The sequence below is a fragment of the Pseudomonas sp. ACN8 genome, assembly GCF_002303925.1.
Classification (GTDB): domain Bacteria; phylum Pseudomonadota; class Gammaproteobacteria; order Pseudomonadales; family Pseudomonadaceae; genus Aquipseudomonas.
Map to the genome: position 1 here is coordinate 82062 of NZ_MRCS01000015.1, position 16303 is coordinate 98364.

Genomic DNA, 16303 nt, shown 5'->3' on the forward strand with positions numbered 1-16303 from the left:
AGGTTTTTCGCGAGCAAGCTCGCTCCTACGGAGATGCACGCCGATCTGCTGTTGCTCCTACGGGTATGCGCGTCAATTCGCCACCCGAACTCCACCCAGGCTTCCGCTCAATTCATACGCCGCCAGTTCCGCTTGGTGCGCCGCCAGCAATTCCGGCAAGGATCCACGCAAATACTCGACCCAGGTCTTGATCTTCGCATCCAGGTACTGGCGTGACGGGTAGATCGCATACAGGTTCAGCTCCTGCGAGCGGTACTTGGGCATCACCCGGACCAACGTGCCGCTGCGCAAGCCTTCGATCGCGGCGTACAGCGGCAGCACGCCAACGCCCATGCCGCTGATGATCGCGGATTTCATTGCATCGGCGGAGTTCACCAGGAACGGTGAGCTGTTGATGGTGACCATTTCCTGGCCATCAGGGCCGTCGAAGGCCCATTTTTCCAGTGGAATCACCGGGCTGACCAGGCGCAGGCAGGCGTGGTTGAGCAGGTCGCTGGGTTTTTGTGCGCAGCCGTTGGTTTTGACGTAGGCCGGCGAGGCGCAAACGATGCTGTAGGTGATGCCCAGGCGCTGGGAGACGAACCCCGAATCCGGCAGTTCGCTGGCGAGGACGATGGACACGTCGTAACCCTCGTCAAGCAGGTCTGGCACGCGGTTGGCCATGGTCAGGTCGAAGGTCACGTCCGGGTGGGTCTTGCGGTAGCGGGCGATGGCGTCGATCACGAAGTGCTGGCCGATGCCGGTCATGGTGTGCACTTTCAGTTGCCCGGCCGGGCGGGCGTGGGCGTCGCTTGCCTCGGCTTCGGCTTCTTCGACGTAGGCCAGGATCTGTTCGCAGCGCAACAGATAACGCTTGCCGGCTTCGGTCAGGGCGATGCGGCGGGTCGTTCGGTTGAGCAGGCGGGTTTGCAGGTGGGCTTCCAGGTTGGAGACCGCGCGCGAGACGTTGGCCGTGGTGGTGTCCAGTTGCACGGCGGCGGCGGTGAAGCTGCCGGCTTCGGCCACGTAACTGAAGGCGCGCATGTTTTGCAAAGTGTCCATGGGGTGCTCTCGGGTGCGATGGCAAATTGTGACACGAAGTTTCTGTTTATTTACAGGCGACTAAAGATCTACCAACGGATTATCTCGTTAACGGTAACAAAGATTCACAGGAATCCCAGCTTATCGCCTTTCAGGCCGCCCCATAGAATTGCGTTCACCTCAAGAACTCCCCACCTCAGGAAATCGCAGCAGTGCCGCGTCGCATCAGCAGAGCGCTCCAGCCGCTCAGTGTTTTGGTTTTAACCCTGGCAATCAGCGGCTGCATCGGAACCGGAGGTATTGCCCCGCAGGGCAAGGCGCTGGAGGTTAATTCACTGGCCACCGACGACGCGATCCAGAGCGCCGCGCAGGATGCGCACTGGCCCACCTCGCAATGGTGGCAAGCCTACGGCGACCCGCAGTTGAATCGCTGGATCGACCTCGCCCTGCAAGGCAGCCCGACCCTGGCCATGGCCGCTGCCCGGGTGCGTCAGGCCAGGTCCATGGCCGGCGTGGCCGAAGCGGCCGAGTCGCTGCAGATCAATGGTGATTCGACCCTCAAGCGCCACAACTGGCCCACCGACCAGTTCTATGGCCCCGGCGAGCTGGCCAACAGCACCACCTGGGACAATAACGCGGCGCTGGGTTTCAGCTATGCCCTAGACCTCTGGGGCCGCGAAAGCAATGCCACCGAGCGCGCCGTGGACATGGCGCACATGAGCGTCGCCGAAGCGCGCCAGGCGCAGCTCGAATTGCAGGACAACATCGTACGGGTCTACATCGAGTTGTCGTTGCATTACGCCCAGCGGGATATCGTCGAAGCGACCTTGAATCAGCAACAGCAGATTCTCGAATTGGCGCAAAAACGCCTGGACGGTGGCATCGGCACCCATTTCGAAGTCAGCCAGGCCGAGACGCCGCTGCCGGAAACCCATCGCCAGATCGACGCCCTCGACGAAGAAATCGCCTTGAGCCGCAACCAGCTCGCCGCCCTCGCCGGCAAGGGCCCGGGGGAAGGCGCGCAGTTGCAGCGGCCAACGCTGTCGCTGGGTGCACCGCTGAAACTGCCGTCGTCGCTGCCGGCGCAATTACTCGGCCAACGCCCGGACGTGGTCGCCAGCCGCTGGCAAGTGGCGGCGCAGGCGCGGGGCATCGATGTCGCCCATGCCGGTTTCTACCCGAACGTAGACCTGGTCGGCAGCCTCGGCTACATGGCCACCGGGGGCGGGGCCCTGGAGTTCTTGACTGGCAAGAAGCTCAACTACAGCGTGGGTCCGGCGATTTCGTTGCCGATCTTCGATGGTGGACGCTTGCGTGCGGAGCTGGGTGAAGCCTCGGCGGGTTATGACATCGCCGTGGCCAAGTACAACCAGACCCTGGTCAATGCGCTGAAAAACATTTCCGACCAGTTGATCCGTCGCGAATCCATGGACAAGCAGCAGGCTTTCGCCGCCGAGTCGGTGGCCACTGCGCAGAAGACCTACGACATCGCGATGATCGCCTACCAGCGTGGCCTGACCGATTACCTCAACGTGCTTAACGCGCAGACCCTGCTGTTCAAGCAGCAGCAAGTGCAGCAGCAGGTTCAGGCGGCGCGCTTGAGTGCCCATGCCGAACTGGTGACTGCGTTGGGCGGTGGCCTGGGGGCGGGCAACGACGTGCCGAAAGCCGAACAGACCCAGGCACCGAAAACCCCGGTTCTGCTGAGGTGAATGTAATTCCTGTGGGAGCCAGCCTGCTGGCGATGAGGGCGGCACATTCAACATTGGTGTCGACCGATACTCCGCTATCGCCAGCAGGCTGGCTCCCACAGGTTCCGGGTTTACATCGAATCTTGTTGAGCAGGAATAAATGACTCCCTTGCCCGCACCCTTGCGCTGGCTGTACTCCCTGGAATGGCGTCGGGGTTTCTTCGACTGGGCACGCAGCGACGGCGTGACCTGGGTCTACATCTTCAAGGTGCTGTTCGCGGCTTTCTTGACACTGTGGCTGGCCATGCGCCTGGAGCTGCCGCAACCGCGCACGGCGATGATCACCGTGTTCATTGTCATGCAGCCGCAGAGCGGCCAGGTGTTCGCCAAGAGTTTCTATCGTTTTCTCGGCACCCTGGCCGGGTCGGCGGCGATGGTCGCGCTGATCGCCCTGTTTGCGCAGAACACTGAACTGTTCCTCGGTTCGCTGGCGATCTGGGTCGGTATCTGCACGGCCGGCGCCGCCCGCTGCCGCAACTTCCGCGCCTACGGTTTCGTACTCGCCGGATACACCGCGGCGATGGTCGGCTTGCCCGCGCTGGCCCACCCGGACGGCGCATTCATGGCGGCAGTCTGGCGGGTGCTGGAAATCTCGTTGGGCATTCTCTGTTCGACACTGATCAGTGCAGCCATCCTGCCGCAAACTGCCAGTGCCGCCATGCGCAACGCCCTGTATCAGCGCTTCGGCGTGTTTGCCCTGTTCGTCACCGACGGCTTGCGTGGCCGCAGTCAGCGCGACGCGTTCGAGGCCGGCAACGTGCGTTTCATCGCCGAAGCCGTGGGCCTGGAAGGTTTGCGCAGTGTCACTGTGTTCGAAGACCCGCACATGCGTCGGCGCAATGGCCGGCTCAGTCGCCTGAACAGTGAGTTCATGGGCATCACCACGCGCTTCAATGCCCTGCATCAGTTGCTCGAACGCTTGCGCAACAACAATACGGACCATGCCGTGGCGGCGATAAAACCGGGTTTGCAAGACCTCGCCGAACTGCTCGACGGTTTCAGCGGTCGTGCCCTGACCAGCGCCGATGCAGCGCGTCTGGTTACGGCGCTGAGCGCCTACAAGGCAGGGTTGCCGGCACGGGTGCGCAGCCTGCGGGCGATCTTTCAGGAGAGCGAACCGAGCGAAGACGAACTGCTGGACTTCCATACGGCGTACGAACTGCTCTATCGCTTCGTCGACGACCTGCACAGTTATGCACAGACCCACGCTTCCCTGGCCGATCACAGCCACGAGCGGGAGCGCTGGGACGAGCCGTTCACTCCGCAAACCAACTGGATGGCAGCGGCAGCATCGGGGATTCGCGCGGCGTTCATTCTGGTGGTATTGGGCAGCTATTGGGTGGCAACCGCCTGGCCGAGCGGCGCGACCATGACCCTGATTGCCGCCGCGACCGTGGGCCTGTCCGCCGCCACCCCGAACCCGAAACGCATGGCCTTTCAGATGGCGTGCGGGACGTTGCTCGGGGCGTTGATCGGTTTCGTCGAGATGTTTTTCATTTTTCCGTGGATCGACGGATTTGCGTTGCTGTGCGTGATGCTCGCGCCGGTGATCGTGCTCGGCTCGTTCCTGACCTCGCGGCCACAATACGTCGGCGTCGGCCTGGGCCTGCTGATCTTCTTCAGCACCGGTTCAGTGCCGGACAACCTCACGGTCTACAACCCCTACACCTTCATCAACGACTACATCGCCATGGTGCTGGGCATGCTGGTGTGCGCGGCGGCCGGGGCGATCATTCTGCCGCCCAACAGCCGCTGGCTGTGGCGTCGGCTGGAGCAGGACTTGCGCGCTCAGGTGGTGTACGCCATCAGCGGCAAGCTCAAGGGGCTGGTGTCGAGTTTCGAAAGCCGCACCCGCGATCTGGTGCATCAGGCCTACGGCTTCGCGGCCGGTCAACCGCAGGTACAGCGGGACTTGCTGCGCTGGATGTTCGTGGTGCTGGAAGTCGGTCACTCGATCATCGAGCTGCGCAAGGAACAGGCGATTCTGCCGGTGCATCCGGCCTATGCCGAATCACAGCCATGGCGCCAGGCGATCCGGGTGATGGGGCGGGCGCTGGTGCGGCTGTTCCTGCAACCGAGCAGCAGCAACCTGGAACGCGCGCTGATTGCCGTCGATCACGCGATCAGCCGTGTGCAGTCCACCGACGAACCCTTCGCCCCGCACTTCGATACCTCGGCGTTGCGCCGGGTGAAGAGCTACCTGCACTTCATCCGCACCTCGCTGCTCGATCCGCAATCACCGCTGGCCGCCTTCGCAAACAGCCAGCCCCAAGGACTTGAACATGCCTCGTGAAATCGCCTTCCACGGCGTGTACATGCCGACCATGACCCTGATGTTTTTCATCGCGGCTCTGCTTGCCTGGGCGCTGGACCGGTTCCTGTCCGGGTTCGACCTGTACCGTTTTTTCTGGCATCCGGCGTTGCTGCGCCTGAGCCTGTTTACCTGTCTGTTCGGCGCGTTGGCGCTGACTGTCTACCGTTGACTCTCTATCACTGACTCTCTATCTCTGAAGAATGCCCCGATGAAAAAGTTTTTCAGCCTGTTCGCGACCTTGCTGGTGCTGGCCCTCGCGCTGTGGATCGGCCGCTCCTTATGGGAGCACTACATGAACACACCCTGGACCCGCGACGGCCGCGTGCGGGCCGACATCATCAACGTCGCCGCCGACGTCACCGGTGAAGTGGTGGACGTGCCGGTACGCGACAACCAGCTGGTGAAGAAGGGCGATTTGCTGATGCAGATCGACCCTGAGCACTACCGTCTCGCGGTGAAACAGGCACAGAGTCTGGTGGCATCGCGCAAGGCGACCTGGGAGATGCGCAAGGTCAACGCCCATCGTCGCGCCGATATGGACAACCTGGTGATCTCCCGGGAAAACCGTGACGACGCCAGCAACCTCGCCGATTCGGCCCTGGCCGATTACCAGCAGGCCCAGGCGCAACTGGAGGCCGCCGAACTCAATCTCAAACGCACTGAAGTGCGCGCGGCGGTGGACGGCTACGTCACCAACCTCAACGTACATCGCGGCGACTACGCACGCATCGGCGAGGCGAAAATGGCCGTGGTCGACATGAACTCGTTCTGGGTCTACGGCTTCTTCGAAGAAACCAAGCTGCCCCATGTGCGCGTGGGTGATAAGGCCGACATGCAATTGATGAGCGGCGAAGTGCTCAAGGGGCACGTGGAAAGCATCTCGCGCGGTATCTACGACCGCGACAACCCGGAGAGCCGTGAACTGATCGCCGATGTGAACCCGACGTTTAACTGGGTGCGTTTGGCACAGCGGGTGCCGGTGCGGATTCACATCGATGAGGTGCCGGAGGGTGTGCTGTTGGCGGCGGGGATTACGTGTACGGTGGTGGTCAAGCAAGGTGATGGTGCATAACCCATTCCCCTGTAGGAGCGAGCCTGCTCGCGATGAACCAGAGCGCGCCGCGTGTATTCAGAATGCACGCGTTATCGTTGACGTCCATCGCGAGCAGGCTCGCTCCTACAGTTGATCGTCGTCGTGTTCAGCAGAAGGTCTCTTGCAGATGCCGCCAAAGAATTCTGCCTTCCACCTTCTCGAACACCACAGTCGAGCGCCGATCCGAGTGCAGCCCGGTTGCATCGGTCTGTTGCTCGCGGTAACTCACGGTCGCGCCGCCGTCGTGCAGCGCAATGCCGCGTAACTCGCTCAGCTCGATGCGAAACCCGAGCTTCTTGCCGCCCGCCAGCGTGAACAATTCGCTCAGCGCGTCAAAATCCAGCACCCGACCGAGCGGCGAGACCATGGAGAACTGCGGCGAAAAGCGCATTAGCAGTTTTTCGAGTTCGGATGCGTCGCGCTCTTCGGCCAGCCATTGTTCGATGGCCACGTGGGCCTGGATCACTTCGTCGAAGTACTCGGTGTAGTCGGTCATGGAAGTCATTCCTGAAAATTTGCAGTGTCTGTTCTGGCGCCATCGCGAGCAGGCTCGCTCCTACAGGGAAACGCATTTCAATGTAGGAGTGAGCCTGCTCGCGATGGGCCGGGGTCGCGCTCGACCGAATCGGTCTCAGAGCTGCCCACGCAACCCGAACCGCTTCATCAGCCCGGATTCGAGCAGCCCCTTGGGCAACAACCCGGCGAGCAGCGGCAACGCACGACTGCCATTGCCCAGGCGAATCAGTCGCGGTGGCTTGTCCTGCTGCACGGCCTTGAGCAAGCCGGCGGCGAATTCATTGGCCGGGGTCGGGTTGTCCTGAGAGGCTTTGGCCCGGGCGCGTATACCTTCGCGCAGCGGAAACCATGGGGATTGTTCGCTGATCAGTTGCTCGGCTTCGTGCCCGGCATTCCTGGCGAAGCTGGAAGCGATGGCCCCCGGCTGGACTTCCATGACCCGCACGCCAAACGGCGCCAGTTCCATGCGCAAGGCATCGCTCAAGGCATGCACGGCGGCTTTCGAGGCGCAGTAGGCACCGGCGAATGGTGTGACCAACACCCCGGAAACGCTACCGATATTCACGACCAGTCCTTTGGTCCGACGCAGCACGGGAAACATTGCGCGAGTGACGCCGACGATGGCGAACACATTGGTTTCGAACTGGCGTTGCATGGCCGGCACGCCGCCATCGAGCAGCGGTCCCATGGCGCCATAACCGGCGTTGTTGATCAGCACGTCGAGACCACCACGCTCCTGGTTGATGCGGTCGCTCAACTGCTCAAGGGCAACACCGTCGTTTACGTCAAGTTGCACGGCGGTAAATCCGGCAGCACTCAGCATGGCGACATCTTCAGCCTTGCGCGCACTGGCCCAGACTTCATAGCCGGCGACCTTGAATGCGTCGGCAAGGGCACGGCCAATGCCGCTGGAGCAACCGGTAATCAACGCAACGGGCATGGCGCATTCCTTGTGCAAAAAATGGGGGAGGGGTCAGTCGGAAAAACTACCCTGCAATCGCTCGGCGCGAAACTCCAGGGTTTCCGGACGGTAGCCGGGGCGCAGTGGTGGCATCGGCAAGCAATCTTCCCAGTTGCCACCGGCCTGCAGTTCCCCGGGGCCACGATAGCGCGGGGCGGTGTATTGATTGTCGGCCAGGTTCACCGTATCGCCCGGTGCATAAGCCGTGACCCGCCAGCGCAACTCAGTGAGCGGCACGTCATTGCCGTTGTTCAGGGTCAATTGCAACGGGCGGTCGGCGGGGCATTGTTGAGGCGCGTAACTGATGCGCAACTCCAGGCGTTGCAGTTGCTTGAGCTCGCGGTGGTCCATCCAGATGACCCAGGTGGCGACGATGCCCAGCCCCACGGCGGCGGCCACGGATACGGGCAAGGCCTTGGCCGGATAGCGCAGCAACAGGACCAGCCAGGTGATGACCAGCAGGACGCCGATGAACATGACGTGAAATCTCGGGAGTAGAGAGGGTCATCCTACCTAAGCGTAGGTGGGGTTGGCGATGGGGGAGATTTTTGTGGAGCCTGTGATGGCCTCATCGCGAGCAGGCTCGCTCCCACATTTGATTGCGTTTCTCCAGGTAGAACTCGGTCAACTGTAGGAGCGAGCCTGCTCGCGAAGGGGCCAGCCAAGGCACTAAAAAACTCAGTGCAAAAAAATCCCCCGGCCAACCCGCTGCGGATAGGGAACGCAGCGAGTTGAGCGGGGGCTTAAGTTTACAGATGCTTACTGCGCGATGGTTTTCACCGACACGCCACGCTCAACCGGCGTCGAGCGCCCGTAGATATCTTCAAACCGCTCGATATCGTCTTCGCCCAGGTAGCTGCCCGATTGAACTTCGATGATCTCCAACGGAATCTTGCCGGGGTTGCGCAAACGGTGAACCGAAGCGATCGGAATGTAGGTCGACTGGTTCTCGGTCAGCAGGAACACGTTCTCGTCACAGGTCACCTCGGCGGTGCCGCTGACCACGATCCAGTGCTCGGCGCGGTGGTGGTGCATCTGCAGCGACAGGCAAGCGCCCGGCTTGACCGAGATGTGCTTGACCTGGAAACGACCGCCCATGTCCACCGAGTCGTAGGAGCCCCACGGACGGTAGACCTCGCAGTGGTTCTGGGTTTCAGTGCGGCCCTGTTCGTTGAGGGTATTGACCATCTGCTTCACGCCTTGGACCTTGTCCTTGTGGGCGATCATCATGGCGTCCTTGGTTTCGACCACGACGATGTTTTCCAGGCCGATCACCGACACCAGTTTGCCGTTGCCGTGGATCATGCAGTTTTTGCTGTCCTGGATCACCACGTCGCCTTTGGTGACGTTGCCGTTGGCGTCCTTTTCATTGACCTCCCACAGCGACGACCAGCAGCCGACATCGCTCCAGCCAGCGGTCAGCGGCACGACGCAGGCGCGTTGGGTTTTTTCCATCACCGAGTAGTCGATGGAATTGTCCGGGCAGCAGGCGAAGGTGGCTTCGTCGAAGGTGATGGTGTCGGCATCCTGATGGCTGCGTTCCAGGGTCAGCAGGCAGGTGTCGTAGATGTCCGGATCGTGCTTTTTCAACTCTTCGAGGAAGCGGCTGGCGCGGAACAGGAACATGCCGCTGTTCCAGAAGTAACCGCCGGACTGGACGAACTCGGTGGCGCGCTTCACGTCGGGTTTTTCGACGAAGTGCGAGACGCGGCTGACGCCTTCAGGCAGCAGCGAGTCGTTGGTCGACTTGATGTAGCCATAACCGGTTTCCGGCTTGGTGGCCGGCACACCGAACAGCACCATTTCACCGTTTTCGGCGGCAACAGTGGCCAGGGCCAGGGCGCGTTGCAGGGCTTTCTGGTCTTCCAGTACGTGGTCGGCCGGCAGCACCAGCATCAGCTCGTCGCGACCTTCATTGACCAGCATCATCGCGGTCAGGGCCACGGCCGGCGCAGTGTTGCGACCGAACGGCTCCATCAGGATGCGCTGGGATTCCAGTTTGCGCGCTGCCAATTGCTCGTTGACGATGAAGCGGTGGTCCTTGTTGCAGACCACGATCGGCGTGTCCATGCCTTCGAACACCAGGCGTTCCAGGGTTTGCTGGAACAGGGTGTGTTCGCCCGTCAGGGCCAGGAACTGCTTAGGGAATTGTTTGCGGGAAAGCGGCCAAAGACGTGAGCCACTACCACCTGACAAGATCACCGGAATCATGTTGTTACTCCTTGAATATCGATTGGTTAGAGCCACGAAAGTTCTGTCGTTTCACTCTTGTTTTTGTCTCGTGTCCGGCTGGCCTTTGTAGGAGCGAGCTTGCTCGCGATGGACGTCAACGAAAACGCGTTCTGTCTGGCTAAACGCGTTGCCCTGACGTTTTTCGCGAGCAGGCTCGCTCCTACAGGGGGGGCATGCGCCAGTCCGGATAATTTGTTAGCGCGTCGACACCGGGCGTTTCACCCAGACCGGCGACAGGCTGCTGCCGCTGCCGGTGACGTACAGCACCGCGGCTTCACCGCGTTCCAGGGCGACCGGTTTCACGTCGCCGACTTTGGTGGTGCCGTCGTACAAGGCCAGGCTGACCTTCACCGGGTTGATTTCACGCTCGCCGCGACCCTTGGGCGCAACGTTCGGAACCACGTCGGTCTTGCCGTCGGCGGTCTTCAGGGTCAGCGCCTTGTCGCTGAGGTTTTGCACACGTACCAGGGACTTCTGTTTGTTCTTGAACGGCGGCTCTTCGATCAGTTGCGGTGCGCCGCTGGCGTTGTTGACCAGGGTGTAATAGTGGTCGCCGGCCAGTTTCACCGGCAGGTTCTGGCTACCGACCTTGGCGCTGTAGTCGCCGCCCGGCATGAAGCTGAAGTCAGTGCTCGACAGTGGCGCGACGTCGCTCAGGTTGGTGCTGCCGACGGTGGCGCTGACTTCGGCGTTGCTGGCGTTGTAGATGCGCACGAAGGTCGAGCCTTTCGGCGCGACCGGGCCGTACAGGGCGGCGTCGCCAGCGGCGAAAGCCTGTACCGACAGCACGCTGAGGCCGGCAACCAGGGCAAAGCTTTTAGCGAGACGACGAGGAGTTGTAGTGAAAGTCATGGTGTACCTCTCTTTCAGTTTTGCGCCCGGTCGGGCGTCTCGGATTTAGTGTTTGCAGCTACGTTTTGTTGGCGGGCGCCGGCTTGTTTAAGCTCTGCGACCCACTGCGGGTCGGCGTCGCCGATTTCGTTATTCACAGGCAGATATCGTTCAGGGAACTCCCAGATCAGCACCTGTGGCGGGCTGTTCTTGAAGGCATCGCTCTTGAGGTAGCTGAGCATCGGCAGAATCGGGCCGTGACCGTCTTCGGCGTAATTGACCACGTCGCTGTTCAGTGCTTGCTTGAGCGCACCCACAAAATTCCAGCTGGGGTTGGCGCTGTAGCTGGTACCGATCAGGGCCACCGGCACTTCGTTGTTGGCGAACAGCGCGTCGTCGCCGGCGGGCTGATCTTGCGCCGCGACCGTATTGCGCTTTTGCAATTGCTCCTGCTTAGGCATCAGGTTTTCGAACAGCGGGTCCAGTGGCAGGAACAGACGCAGGTCGCCCTTGTGGGTGATGGTCTCCGCCGGTTCAGTGACGAAGCGCTGCGGTTCGCCGCTCAGCGGGTACTTGTCGGCAATGGTCCTGGCCAGACGGTTGGCGGCGATCTCGGCGCCTTGCGGCGTCCAGTGGGTGTCGGTGCGCAGGAACACTTGCTGGCCATCCTGCTTGGCCTGTTGCAGCGGGCCGAGCAGGTCAGGGGCCGGAATCCGGGCGGCGGCCAGGCGCTGGTGGAAGTCCTTGTAGAGGTTGGCGTGGATGCTCGCCGGTTTCACTTCACCCAGGTGTTCCGGGTACAGGCGCACCTTGGCCGGCACCACCGCCATCACCAGTTGCACGCCTTTGGCTTTCAGCGTTTGGCGCACGCCTTCGACCAGCGCGTAGTTGCCTTGCAGGTTCAGCTCTTCGTTGACCACCGGGTGGAATTCTTCATCGCTGTACAACCACTGGTCGCGACCGAGCACCACGCCCGGACGACCTTCGTTGAACAGTTTGAAATCCAGCGCGGCCCAGAGGTTGGTGCCCAGGCGCTTGATCGGGAACTCGTCGTCGTAGTGCGTTTCCACAGCCTTGGTCCAGCGACCGTTGAGCACTGTCGCATCGGCGTTGGTGCTGAAGCCGAAGAAGCTGCGCACCGACCACAGACCGAGCACCAGCAGGGTCACCAGGAACAGCGCGATGTAGAAGATGCGTAATGAGCGGGTCATGGTCAGATCCCTCAGAACTGGAAGTAAAGGAACGGCGAGAAGCTTTGCGCCGAGAGTTTGAGAATCGAGGCAATGAACAGCAGCAGCACCAGGGCGCGCATCACATAGCGCGACCAGTCAGCGGTCCAGTAGGCCGGCTGCACCTGGGCTTCAACGCCGACGGTGTAGCCAGGCTGATGGATGCTCGCCGGGTTATCCCCAGGCACGGCCTTGATCGTTCCCGGTGTTGCAGCGGCCGGGCCGTCGGCGTCGACGTTCACGACTGGCTTGGTCTTGACCGGAGGCTGATTGGTGTAGAAATCCCGCAAGCCGAAGAACGCCAGGGTCACGTAGGCCACGATCAGCGTTGCTACTTGCAGACCGGTGAGGCTGGCCTGGTTGAGTTCCGACAGCGACCAGTCGCCGAAGCTGAACATCGCGCCATACATGCGCCCGGCAACGTGCAGGTTTTCCGCGCGGAAGATCACCCAGCCCATCACCACCAGCAGGAAGGTCAGTGCCCAGCGGATCGGATTGAAGCTGCGTGGCGAGGTGTTCAGGCCGATGGCTTTCTCGATCGCCAGCCACATGCCGTGCCACGCACCCCAGACGATGTAGGTGATGTTCGCGCCGTGCCACAGACCACCAAGCAACATGGTCAGGAACAGGTTGCGATAGGTCATCAGCGTGCCCTTACGGTTACCGCCGAGGGTGATGTACAGATAGTCACGCAGCCAGGTCGACAGGCTGATGTGCCAGCGCCGCCAGAACTCGGTGATCGACTGGCTGACATACGGCTGCTTGAAGTTTTCCATGAAGCGGAAACCCATCATCAGGCCCAGGCCGATGGCCATGTCGCTGTAACCGGAGAAGTCGAAATACAACTGCGCGGTGTACGCCAGGGCGCCGAGCCAGGCATCGCCCGTGGTCGGGTTTTGCAGGGCGAAGCAATGGTCGGCCACCACCGCCAGGGTATCGGCGATGAAGACTTTCTTGATGAAACCCTGCATGAACCGCGTGCAGCCCTCGGAGAACTTGTCGAGGGTGTGGGTGCGGTTGTTGAACTGATCGGCCAGGTCGCGGAAACGCAATACGGGGCCGGCGATCAAGTGTGGGAAGATCGCCACGAACGCCGCGAAGTCGATCAGGTTGCGGGTCGCCGGAGTGTCGCCACGGTAGACGTCGATGATGTAGCTGATGGACTCGAAGATGTAGAACGAGATCCCGATCGGCAGCAGCACGTGAGTCAGGATGAACGGCGAAAGACCCACCGACGTCATCATCGCGTTGATGCTGTCGACGCCGAAGTTGGCGTACTTGAAGTAGCCGAGGATGCACAGGTCGACGGCCACGCCGAGCAGCAGCCAGCGCTGTGCCGGTTTGGTCCTGACCCCGGCGGCCCCGACTTTCAGGCCGATCCAGTAGTTCCACAGCGTGACGCCGGCGAACAGTGCGAGGAAGTCCACACGCCACCAGGCGTAGAACACGTAACTGGCAATCAGCAGCAGCAGATTGCGATAGCGTTGCCCGCTCAGGTAGTACAAGCCGAGGAAGATCGGCAAGAACAAAAACAGGAACACGTTGGATGAAAAAACCATCCCGGTCTCTCCTTGTTTGAACCAACAGTCAAGGGCCAACGGCCCCCCCAAACCCCCCACGGAAATCCGGGGGGCTAACTCACAAATCTCAAACTCGACACTGAACCTGTAGGAGTGAGCCTGCTCGCGATTGCGGTCTGACATTCAACGTTGATGTCGACTGATACACCGCTTCGCGAGCAGGCTCGCTCCTACAGGGATCTGTGTTTGTCCTAGGAACCCTTGCCCTTTTCATTGGCCGGGTCGTAGACCTTGGTCAGGTCACCGCCGAGGCGGAAGTTCTTGAACGGTTGCATCTTGTGCTTCTTCTCCAGCACGTCCGGCGTACAGACGTAGAGCGAGCAGAACGGTTCGAGCCAGGCGAATTTCATGTCCTCTTTCAGGTCGGTCATGTCCTGTTCCTTGCCGTTCTTTTCCTCGAACTCATCCGGGTCTTTCACCCCGGCCAGTACCCGGTCACCCAGGCGTTTGAGTGCGCCATTGTTTTCCTGGCGCAAGTCCACGCCGTTGACCTGGGCGAAACTGGCGATCATCGCCAGTGGCGGCAGGGCGTAGTTGTGGTAGGCCAGGGCCCGTTGCTGACGCTTGAGTTCGTTGGGCAGGTAGCCATCGGCGTCGATCTGGTTGGCGCCGACCTTGTATTCCTTCACGGCCCAGTCGAACAGGTCGCGACGGTTGGTGGCGACGGAAGTGGCCATCACCGACCAGGCGGCCCAGTACGAATGGTTGTTGGTCTGCTCGAGCGGCAGGTTGTCCCAGTCGCTGACCACCTGGTCGGCCATCTTGCTGAACCAGGCTTCGATCAACCGGGCTTCCTGTTGATGGGTGGCCAGCGGGTGAGAGTCGGAAAACTTCAGGCGGATATACGCCGAAGCCATGCTGCCCAGCGCCCATTTGCGCATCGACTTGCCGGTGTGGTTGAAGTCCTTGGACATCAAGGCATCGGCCTGGGCCCAGGTCGTCAGCCAGTTCAACGTGCATTCCAGCTGTTCCGGGCGACCGTCACGCATGAACTGCATCACGCGCTTGCTGGTGCCGCGCTCGATCCTGGTGATGTCGGCAGTGCTTTCGCGGAAGGCTTTTTCCGACTGCTTGTTCAGGGTCGCGCGGGCTTTGTCCGAACCTTCGTACTTGCTGCGAAATTGCAACGAGCCGGTGTACGGCGTCGGCATCGCATCGCAGCCTTCGCTCTTGTCGCCCGTCTTGAATTTATCCACAGGCGCAAAATAGCCCTGGGGTGGACGCAGTGGCGCAGCCGCTTGCGTGGCCCCGGCGAACATCGCCAGGCTCAAGAGCGTCGGTGCCAACAGTGTTGAAAATTTCGGATTGCGCATGGCGGACCTCATTGCCCGACCGAAGCAGTACGCTGTTCGGCGCCCGGGAATACGTTGCGTTTGCAGATTTTCGCTTCGACTTTCTGTGGCGCGGCACCCGCTTGTTCCGGGCCCTGGACTTCGACGGCCAGCAGGTTCTGCGAGGCCCAGTCTTCGTCCGTGCGCAACTCGAAGGCGAAACGCCCGTCAGTTTCGGAGGTTTCCGGTTTTTCGATCTTGATGTCCTCGTGGCGACCGTTCATGTACCAGAGGGTGGCTTGCAAGGTTTTCACCGACGTGTCGGCGAAGCGGATGTCGACCTGGTGGCTACCATTGCGCAGGTCCAGGTTCTTGCTGTTGACCATCAATTCGTTTTTGCCCGGCTTGAGCGTGGCGCTGCCGGCCATCTGCGCATCCTTGCCTTCGCAACCGTTGTCCAGCAACGCCATCATCTGGCGGTAGATGGTTTCCTGGTCGAGGCGGTACAGCGGCGAGAATTCCCAGATGAGAATCTTCGGTGGGTTCTTCTGGAATTCGTCGCTGCCCAGGTACTGCAGCATCGAACCTTCCAGGCCGCCGCCGGGGAACGCTACGTTGAGGATGTCGGCGCCGATGGCCTCTTCGAGGAAACCGGCGAAGTTGTAGTTCTTGCCGCTGTGGGAGGTCCCCACGAGGGTGATTTGCGGGTTACCGGACTCGCCGAACAAGTCGCCATCGCCCGCTTCGCCCTTCGGCTCGGTGGTGAACTGATCCATGTACTGGATCGCGTAGCTGGTGCCACAGAGTTGGCCGGCCATATTGTGCAAGGTGCCGGTCTTGCCCATGCGACCTGACTTTTTGGTCTCGAATTCGCGCTTGGGAATGTCGGCGAATTCAGGCAATTGCTTGACCTTCTCGGCGACGATTTTCGCCGTGCGCTGGGCACCGTACGGGGTCCAGTGCTGGTCGCCGCGGAAGTAGAAATCGTGGGCGGGCAGGGTGTCGGGCAACGACTCGTTGGTCAGCGGCGACAGGTCCGGAACGACGTAGCCCATCTGCGCGAAACGACCGAGCATGGACTTGTAGTTCCTCAGCGCCTTGTCGAAGTCGTAGCTGGCTTTCTCCGCCGGGTTGAGCTTGTTGCGGTTCACCAGACCACGGGTCGGCTGGTACACGACAACCAGTTCCACGCCTTTGCTCTTGAACGCATCGTGCAGTTGTTTCATGCGTTTGTAGCCGGCGGGCGTGGTGTCGAATTCGGTGCGCAAGTCTTCTTGCGTACGGAACAGCCAGTCACCCTGGGCCTGTACCAGCGTGGTGAAGTTCTGCTGATAACGGGTGGTGTAGTTCTTCGGATCGTGGGCGGCAGGACACAGGCTGCAGCAGGGTTCGGCGGTGAACTTCGGTGCCTGGACCTCGTCGGCACGCGCGCCGCCGCTGGCCGCGAGAATGCCGGCGGTCAGGGCCGACAGGCTGAGTAATTTGATCAAGTGTGGGTGCATAAG

14 protein-coding genes are annotated in these 16303 nt (G+C 61.2%); 4 read left to right on the top strand and 10 right to left on the bottom strand.

Features of this window, described 5'->3' with window-relative positions; all coding sequences use genetic code 11:
* Positions 1-72: 72 nt before the first annotated feature.
* Positions 73-1041 (bottom strand): LysR family transcriptional regulator, encoded by a 969-nt coding sequence (locus BSF44_RS10905; protein ID WP_095943498.1) that lies wholly within the window; start codon positions 1039-1041, stop codon positions 73-75.
* A gap of 191 nt (positions 1042-1232) precedes the next feature.
* Here BSF44_RS10905 and BSF44_RS10910 point away from each other — a divergent pair, with 191 nt between their 5' ends.
* The 4 genes from BSF44_RS10910 (at position 1233) to BSF44_RS10925 (ending at position 6157) form a co-directional block, all read left to right on the top strand.
* Positions 1233-2732 (top strand): efflux transporter outer membrane subunit, encoded by a 1500-nt coding sequence (locus BSF44_RS10910; protein ID WP_095943499.1) that lies wholly within the window; start codon positions 1233-1235, stop codon positions 2730-2732.
* 139 nt (positions 2733-2871) lie between these two features.
* Complete coding sequence (locus tag BSF44_RS10915) at positions 2872-5064, top strand: FUSC family protein (protein WP_095943500.1); 2193 nt, start codon at positions 2872-2874, stop codon at positions 5062-5064.
* The gene (locus BSF44_RS10920) at positions 5054-5254 is read left to right on the top strand and encodes a DUF1656 domain-containing protein (RefSeq protein WP_008050113.1); all 201 of its coding nucleotides are present in this window, start codon (positions 5054-5056) and stop codon (positions 5252-5254) included. The genes BSF44_RS10915 and BSF44_RS10920 overlap by 11 nt, the downstream gene beginning before the upstream one ends.
* A 39-nt stretch (positions 5255-5293) precedes the next feature.
* The gene (locus BSF44_RS10925) at positions 5294-6157 is read left to right on the top strand and encodes an HlyD family secretion protein (protein ID WP_095943501.1); all 864 of its coding nucleotides are present in this window, start codon (positions 5294-5296) and stop codon (positions 6155-6157) included.
* Between the two features lie 127 nt (positions 6158-6284).
* On the opposite strand, the gene BSF44_RS10930 is transcribed toward BSF44_RS10925, so the two are convergent.
* From BSF44_RS10930 to BSF44_RS10970, 9 genes are all read right to left on the bottom strand, one after another.
* Complete coding sequence (locus BSF44_RS10930; protein ID WP_095943502.1) at positions 6285-6674, bottom strand: DUF4440 domain-containing protein; 390 nt, start codon at positions 6672-6674, stop codon at positions 6285-6287.
* Between the two features lie 135 nt (positions 6675-6809).
* On the bottom strand, positions 6810-7634 hold the full coding sequence (locus BSF44_RS10935) for an SDR family oxidoreductase (protein ID WP_095943503.1): 825 nt from the start codon (positions 7632-7634) through the stop codon (positions 6810-6812).
* A 33-nt stretch (positions 7635-7667) separates the two neighbouring features.
* Entirely contained in the window at positions 7668-8132 is a 465-nt protein-coding gene (locus tag BSF44_RS10940; RefSeq protein WP_095943504.1) for a multidrug transporter, read from the bottom strand.
* Positions 8133-8414: 282 nt separating this feature from the next.
* Complete coding sequence (locus BSF44_RS10945) at positions 8415-9866, bottom strand: mannose-1-phosphate guanylyltransferase/mannose-6-phosphate isomerase (RefSeq protein WP_095943505.1); 1452 nt, start codon at positions 9864-9866, stop codon at positions 8415-8417.
* 216 nt (positions 9867-10082) lie between these two features.
* Positions 10083-10739 carry an alginate O-acetyltransferase AlgF gene (locus BSF44_RS10950; protein WP_095943506.1) on the bottom strand — a complete coding sequence of 219 codons (657 nt, stop codon included), beginning with the start codon at positions 10737-10739 and terminating at the stop codon, positions 10083-10085.
* A gap of 14 nt (positions 10740-10753) precedes the next feature.
* Complete coding sequence (locus BSF44_RS10955; RefSeq protein WP_095943507.1) at positions 10754-11929, bottom strand: alginate O-acetyltransferase; 1176 nt, start codon at positions 11927-11929, stop codon at positions 10754-10756.
* Between the two features lie 11 nt (positions 11930-11940).
* Complete coding sequence (locus BSF44_RS10960; RefSeq protein WP_095943508.1) at positions 11941-13506, bottom strand: MBOAT family protein; 1566 nt, start codon at positions 13504-13506, stop codon at positions 11941-11943.
* 212 nt (positions 13507-13718) lie between these two features.
* Positions 13719-14840 (bottom strand): mannuronate-specific alginate lyase, encoded by a 1122-nt coding sequence (locus BSF44_RS10965; protein WP_095943509.1) that lies wholly within the window; start codon positions 14838-14840, stop codon positions 13719-13721.
* Positions 14841-14848: 8 nt separating this feature from the next.
* Complete coding sequence (locus BSF44_RS10970; protein ID WP_095943510.1) at positions 14849-16300, bottom strand: alginate O-acetyltransferase; 1452 nt, start codon at positions 16298-16300, stop codon at positions 14849-14851.
* Positions 16301-16303: the final 3 nt, after the last annotated feature.

Excerpts from the sequence above, each read along its gene's own strand:
- BSF44_RS10905 (WP_095943498.1), bottom strand. The coding sequence starts at position 1,041 with ATGGACACTTTGCAAAACATGCGCGCCTTCAGTTACGTGGCCGAAGCC.
- BSF44_RS10915 (WP_095943500.1), top strand. The coding sequence starts at position 2,872 with ATGACTCCCTTGCCCGCACCCTTGCGCTGGCTGTACTCCCTGGAATGG.
- BSF44_RS10920 (WP_008050113.1), top strand. The coding sequence starts at position 5,054 with ATGCCTCGTGAAATCGCCTTCCACGGCGTGTACATGCCGACCATGACC.
- BSF44_RS10925 (WP_095943501.1), top strand. The coding sequence starts at position 5,294 with ATGAAAAAGTTTTTCAGCCTGTTCGCGACCTTGCTGGTGCTGGCCCTC.
- BSF44_RS10930 (WP_095943502.1), bottom strand. The coding sequence starts at position 6,674 with ATGACCGACTACACCGAGTACTTCGACGAAGTGATCCAGGCCCACGTG.
- BSF44_RS10935 (WP_095943503.1), bottom strand. The coding sequence starts at position 7,634 with ATGCCCGTTGCGTTGATTACCGGTTGCTCCAGCGGCATTGGCCGTGCC.
- BSF44_RS10940 (WP_095943504.1), bottom strand. The coding sequence starts at position 8,132 with ATGTTCATCGGCGTCCTGCTGGTCATCACCTGGCTGGTCCTGTTGCTG.
- BSF44_RS10945 (WP_095943505.1), bottom strand. The coding sequence starts at position 9,866 with ATGATTCCGGTGATCTTGTCAGGTGGTAGTGGCTCACGTCTTTGGCCG.
- BSF44_RS10950 (WP_095943506.1), bottom strand. The coding sequence starts at position 10,739 with ATGACTTTCACTACAACTCCTCGTCGTCTCGCTAAAAGCTTTGCCCTG.
- BSF44_RS10955 (WP_095943507.1), bottom strand. The coding sequence starts at position 11,929 with ATGACCCGCTCATTACGCATCTTCTACATCGCGCTGTTCCTGGTGACC.
- BSF44_RS10960 (WP_095943508.1), bottom strand. The coding sequence starts at position 13,506 with ATGGTTTTTTCATCCAACGTGTTCCTGTTTTTGTTCTTGCCGATCTTC.
- BSF44_RS10965 (WP_095943509.1), bottom strand. The coding sequence starts at position 14,840 with ATGCGCAATCCGAAATTTTCAACACTGTTGGCACCGACGCTCTTGAGC.
- BSF44_RS10970 (WP_095943510.1), bottom strand. The coding sequence starts at position 16,300 with ATGCACCCACACTTGATCAAATTACTCAGCCTGTCGGCCCTGACCGCC.